This is a genomic window from Rhodoferax sp. (assembly GCF_039922535.1).
GTDB lineage: Bacteria > Pseudomonadota > Gammaproteobacteria > Burkholderiales > Burkholderiaceae_C > Rhodoferax_B.
The window spans coordinates 1-5,660 of the sequence record NZ_JBDTEM010000434.1; the positions used below are offsets into that span (position 1 = coordinate 1).

At 59.5% G+C, this 5,660-nt stretch carries 6 protein-coding genes; 4 read left to right on the top strand and 2 right to left on the bottom strand.

Going from position 1 to position 5,660, the window contains the following annotated elements; genetic code table 11:
• Both ABI213_RS20710 and kefC read left to right on the top strand, forming a co-directional pair.
• Positions 1-522, top strand: a 522-nt coding sequence (locus ABI213_RS20710; RefSeq protein ID WP_348028484.1) for an NAD(P)H-dependent oxidoreductase, incomplete at its 5' end; no start/stop codon positions are given.
• Positions 523-528: 6 nt separating this feature from the next.
• Positions 529-2,355 (top strand): glutathione-regulated potassium-efflux system protein KefC, encoded by a 1,827-nt coding sequence (kefC, locus tag ABI213_RS20715; protein ID WP_348006904.1) that lies wholly within the window; start codon positions 529-531, stop codon positions 2,353-2,355.
• An 11-nt stretch (positions 2,356-2,366) separates the two neighbouring features.
• Here kefC and ABI213_RS20720 read toward each other — a convergent pair whose 3' ends face one another.
• On the bottom strand, positions 2,367-3,389 hold the full coding sequence (locus tag ABI213_RS20720; protein WP_348006905.1) for a WYL domain-containing protein: 1,023 nt from the start codon (positions 3,387-3,389) through the stop codon (positions 2,367-2,369).
• Between the two features lie 401 nt (positions 3,390-3,790).
• Here ABI213_RS20720 and ABI213_RS20725 point away from each other — a divergent pair, with 401 nt between their 5' ends.
• Positions 3,791-4,225 carry a DUF1841 family protein gene (locus tag ABI213_RS20725; protein ID WP_348005301.1) on the top strand — a complete coding sequence of 145 codons (435 nt, stop codon included), beginning with the start codon at positions 3,791-3,793 and terminating at the stop codon, positions 4,223-4,225.
• A 58-nt stretch (positions 4,226-4,283) separates the two neighbouring features.
• On the opposite strand, the gene ABI213_RS20730 is transcribed toward ABI213_RS20725, so the two are convergent.
• On the bottom strand, positions 4,284-4,958 hold the full coding sequence (locus ABI213_RS20730; protein ID WP_348005296.1) for a c-type cytochrome: 675 nt from the start codon (positions 4,956-4,958) through the stop codon (positions 4,284-4,286).
• A 118-nt stretch (positions 4,959-5,076) separates the two neighbouring features.
• On the opposite strand from ABI213_RS20730, the gene ABI213_RS20735 reads away from it, so the two are divergent.
• On the top strand, positions 5,077-5,660 hold a 584-nt coding region (locus ABI213_RS20735), incomplete at its 3' end, for a MoxR family ATPase (protein WP_348028486.1).

Sequence of the window (5,660 nt, forward strand, 5' to 3'; positions counted from 1 at the left end):
CGCGCCCTGCCCGCCCGCGCGGACGGCCCGCAGATCGACATCCAGGACCTGTACGCCAACTACCCCGACTACGCCATCGACGTGGCCGCCGAGCAGGCCCGCATGGAAGCCACCGACCTGCTGGTGCTGGTACACCCTATCCAGTGGTATTCGATGCCCGCCTTGCAAAAACTGTGGATGGACGAGGTGCTGACCTACGGCTGGGCGTTTGGTGCGGTGTCGGCCGAAACCGAAGAAGCCGCCCCCACCGGCGCGCCCGGCACCGCCCTGCGCGGCAAAGCCCTGTGGCTGGTGCTGACCACCGGCGGACAAGAAGACTCGTACCACCCCGACAGCTACAACCGCTACCCATTCGACGCGTTCTTACCGCCTTACGCCCAGACCGCCGCCCTCTGTGGCATGCGCTTTTTGCCGCCGCTGGTGCTGCACGGTGCCCACAGCGCGGGCAAGCAAGAGGTACAAGACCACGTCGCCTTGTTCAGCCAACGGCTGCAAACTTATCCCCACTGGCCCACGCCGTAAACCTGTATGGAACACGCACCCTCCTGGCTGATTAACAGCTTCATTTACCTCAGCGCCGCCGTCATCGCCGTGCCGCTGAGCAAAGCCCTGGGCCTGGGCTCCATCATTGGCTACCTGGCCGCGGGTATCGCCATCGGTCCCTGGGGTCTGGGCCTGGTCACCGAGGTCCAGGACATCCTGCATTTCGCCGAATTTGGTGTGGTGCTGATGCTGTTTTTGATCGGCCTGGAGCTGGAACCCAAACGGCTGTGGAGCCTGCGCCGCCCGATTTTTGGCTGGGGCACGGCCCAGGTGGTGGGCTGCGCCGTGGTGATTTTGCTGGGTGCCATGGCGGCGGGCGTGCCGTGGCGGATTGCGCTGGTGGCGGCACTGGGCCTGGCTTTGTCCAGCACGGCGATTGCGCTGCAGGTATTTGGCGAGCGCAACCTCCTGCCCACGCGCAGCGGGCAGGCAGGGTTTTCCATTCTGTTGTTCCAGGATGTGGCGGCCATTCCCATTTTGGCGCTGCTGCCGGTGCTGGGCAGTATTTCTGAAGAAAATGAAGCTCTGGCGCAGGCAGCACCTGCGCTACAAGCTCTTAAAACTATAGCAGTTATTGCGGGTATTGTGCTGGGCGGGCGTTTGCTGTTGCGGCCGCTGTTTCGCTGGATTGCGCGCTCCAAAACGCCTGAAATCTTTACCGCGGCGTCTTTGCTGCTGGTGGTGGGCATCGCCTCGCTGATGCTGTCGGTGGGCCTGTCGATGGCGCTGGGGGCCTTTCTAGCCGGGGTGCTGCTGGCCGAAAGCGAGTACCGTCGCGAGCTGGAGACCGATATCGAGCCTTTCAAAGGCCTGCTGCTGGGTCTGTTCTTCATCGCCGTGGGCATGAGTGTGGACTTTGGCGTGCTGCGCCAGTCGCCGGGACTGATGGCGCTGATCGTGGCGGGCTTTTTACTCGCCAAGCTGCTGGTGATCTACGCCATCGCGAAGTGGATGGGCGTGCCGTTCCAAGAGCGGCCGGTGTTTACGGTGTTACTGGCGCAGGGTGGTGAATTTGCGTTTGTGGTGTTCCAGACGGCCACGGCGGCGCATATTTTCTCCAACCAGACTTCGTCGCTGTTGATTGGCTCGGTCGCGGTGTCGATGCTGGTCAGCCCGATGCTTTTGCTGGCCATCGACAAGCTGCTGCTGCCGCGCTTTGCTTCGCGCGGAGCCCCCCAGATGGAAGAGCTGGCTGAGCAGCAAGATGCGCCCATCATCATTGCCGGTTTTGGCCGCTATGGGCAGATCGTGGGCCGCACATTGCTGGCGCAAGGGCTGAGTGCCACCGTGCTCGACCACGATGCCGACATGGTGGAGTCCATCCGCCAGTTCGGTTTTCGCGTGTTTTACGGCGATGCCACCCGGTTAGATTTGCTGCGTCTGTCGGGCGCGGCAACCGCCAAAATCCTGGTCGTCGCGGTAGATGACAAGGCGCAAAGCCTGAAGATTGTGGACATTGCGCGAGAGCACTTTCCGAACCTGGAGATCGTAGCCCGCGCCCGCGACGTGCCGCACTGGAACGCACTACGCGACCGCGGCGTGCTGCGGGTCGAGCGCGAACTATTCGAGTCCAGCCTGCGCAGCGCCCGCGCGGTACTGGAGATTCTGGGCTACCCGCCGCACGAAGCGCGCCAGCAGGCGATGCGTTTTCGCCAGCACAACATTGCCTTGTTCGAGCAGATGTACCCGCACCGCAAAGACCGCGCCAAGCTCATCGCCGTGGCCACCGAAGGGCGCCAGCAGCTAGAAGAACAAATGGCCCAAGAGCGCGAGCAGCAGGCGCTGCGGCGACCCAAGGGCTGGGGAAAATAAGCGCCAAAAACTCAGTCGAGCGCTGCGTCGTCCAGCACGCCGTCTTCGTCCAGCGGCGCAGCCGACTGGTACATGGTGGCCATCTGCGCCACCTCGTCGGTCACCGCCTGGCGCAGGCTGGCCGGGCCGAGCACCTGGCATTGCGCACCGTACTGGAGGATTTTCTCCATCAACTCGCGTGGATCCATGTAAGGCACGCGCAGCAGGTAACTGCCGTCATTTTGCTGCTTACCCTGTTGCAGGGGGTGCCACTGCAGGTTGGCGACGCTGCTGGCCTTCTCGCGGCTGAACTGCATCCGGGCCCAGCGCACGCGGCCGCTGGCGAATACACCGTATTCCGGACCAAACTGGGCATCCAGCTTGTCGTCACCGATTTCGATGGCGCTATTGGGCAAAGCGCGCGCATCGGTGATGGCATCCACCGCGAAACTGCGCAATTCGGCCTGTGGGTGGCACCAAGCCTCCAAGTGCCAGCTGCCGCGAAAATGCACCAGCCGCTGGGGCGATACCTCCCATTCCACGGGCGCATCGCTTGCATCGGCATGGGCCAACACCAGACGCTTGCGCCGCACCAGCGCCAAACCTATCCGCTCAAAATAACGCGGCGTGGCAGATTCTTGAACCAGGCCGACAATGCGGACCCGCCGCCGCAGCTCTTGCAGTTCGATGTCATCGCTGGTCAACAGTGCGTTCAACCGGTCTGCGACCGGTACCGGATTGATGATCAAACCACCCGTATCCAGATGCGACAACAATTGCTGCATCGTCATCAGCGCATGGATTTCGGTAGATGAAAACCACAGGCCTGGAAGCTCGTGGGTGCTGGCGGGCAATTCGCCGGTAGGTGCCAATCGGTAGCCACCGGCCGCGCGGCTCCATTCGATAGGCAACTTGAGGCGGGTCCGCAAGTCGTCCAGATCGCGTTTGAGGGTGGCCCGCGATACGTTCAGTTCAGCCTGCAAGGCGGCAAAGCTAATGACCTTGTGCTGTCGCAAAAGCTGGTCAATTTTGTAGAGGCGCCCGGTCTGGTCCATGTCTTAACCGAATGTCGATTCGGGTTTTTGTAATAGGTGTAACTATTTGAGTCCATAGTGAGCCATAGAGCAAGGCACTTTTGCACAGCTAACGTACATCGGGCTTTAAGGCTAATCCTAGCGCGGTATTTGTTGGCACTTCAATGGTCTTTATATTGGAGTCACTCTACCCACCGCCAAAGAGCCCAATGGTGCGGGCTGATCTGCTAAATGTCTGTCAACAGGACTAATTCAACCTGCTCCGTAAAAGATTCCAAACGCGACATACCCCCGCAGCGACTACACAGAAACTATAGCGTTTGGAATACCGTGTATTTCGCAACAACCGGGTTCAGCACGCGCGCCCAATAGTGCGCATAGCGGCTGCAAACCGCGGGTTTGGCCGTGGTAGGCTCACGCCCATGTTCAATCCCTCGCAAGCCGATGTACGCCGTTTTTTCTGCTCTGTTTACGCCAAGGCGAAGTCCGGACAGGCGCTGGAAGCCATTGAAACCATAGCCAGTCAATGGCTGGACGAACATCCCGAATACCACGCCGACATGCTGGATGTAGAGGCCGCCGTAGCCCGCAATTACGATGCAGAAGCGGGCAAAACCAATCCCTTCCTACATCTTTCAATGCATTTATCGATCAGCGAGCAGTGCTCTATCGACCAGCCACGTGGCATCCGCCAATCGGTTGAATTGCTGACGCGCCGCCGCGACTCCTTGCACGACGCCCACCACGAAACCATGGATTGCCTGGGACAGATGCTGTGGGAAAGCCAGCGCGCAGGCCGCCCCCCAGACGGCGCTGCCTATATTGACTGTGTACAACGCCGGGCCACGCAAGACTGATCCGACGTAAAAAAGCCCGCATGGTGCGGGCTTTTACGCGGAGCAGACTGGCGTTGGCTTAACGGAAGCGCGACTGCGGCACCACCTTCAACTCGCCTTCCAGCGAATGCACGTAACCGGCCAGTGCCTTGAGCTCCGCATTCGAGAATTGCTTGGCCACACCCCCCATGATGGCGTTGGAGCGGCCGACCAAAGGGTTGCCTTCGGTTTTGTACGACTTCAAAGCCACATACAGGTAGTCGGCATGCTGGCCGGCGATCTTGGGGTAGGTCGGGTCAATGGGTTTGGAGAAGTTGTCACCATGACAAGACACACAAGCACCCTTGGTCAACAGCGCAGCCACTTGGGCACTGGGCTCTACCGTGGGTTTGGCGGGCAGAGTGGCACCGGCTACGACACCATTGGCGCTGTAGTAAGCCGCTACATCGGCCATATCCTGGTCACTCAGCGAATCGGCAATGCCGCGCATGGTGGGATGCTTGCGGTCGCCCTTTTTATAGGCGTTGAGCGCAGAAATGATGTACTTAGCACCTTGACCCGATATTTTCGGCACTTTATGCACTTCGGGAAAGCTGGCCTGGTAGCCAATGATGCTGTGGCAGCCCAAGCACATATCAACCTTGGCGTGTCCGGCTTTGGCATCCCCCACGATGTCCTGGGCACTGGCAATATTGGCAATACCTGCTAGCGAAACAGCAGCAAACGCTAACACCGTGGTCAATAATTTATTCATTTTTGCGCGCACAATCTGGGGAAAAATCAAGCCTACATTCAGCCCTGTTTAGCAGGCTTGCCATCGACCGCAGATTATATGCGGCCCCAAATTCATTCCCTGCTTTTGATCCACCACCATGAAGTTCCAAGGCTCCAACAATTACGTCGCTACCCAGGACCTGATGCTGGCCGTCAATGCTGCCGCCACTTTGAAACGCCCGCTGCTGGTCAAGGGCGAGCCTGGCACCGGCAAAACCATGCTGGCAGAGGAAGTGGCTGCCGCACTGGGCATGCCGCTGCTGCAATGGCACATCAAATCCACCACCAAAGCGCAGCAGGGTCTGTATGAATACGATGCAGTCAGCCGTTTGCGCGATTCGCAGCTGGCCGGGATTGAAGATTCGGCACGGGTCAAAGATATCCACAACTACATTGTCAAAGGCGTGCTGTGGCAGGCTTTTACCGCCGACGAGCCAGTGGCGCTGCTGATCGACGAGATCGACAAGGCCGACATCGAGTTTCCCAACGACTTATTGCGCGAAATCGACCGCATGGAGTTTTATTGCTACGAAACACGTGAACTGGTCAAGGCCAAGAACCGCCCGCTGGTGTTCATCACCTCCAACAATGAAAAAGAACTGCCCGACGCGTTTTTGCGCCGTTGCTTCTTCCACTACATCCAATTTCCGGATGCCGTCACGATGCAGCAGATTGTGGACGT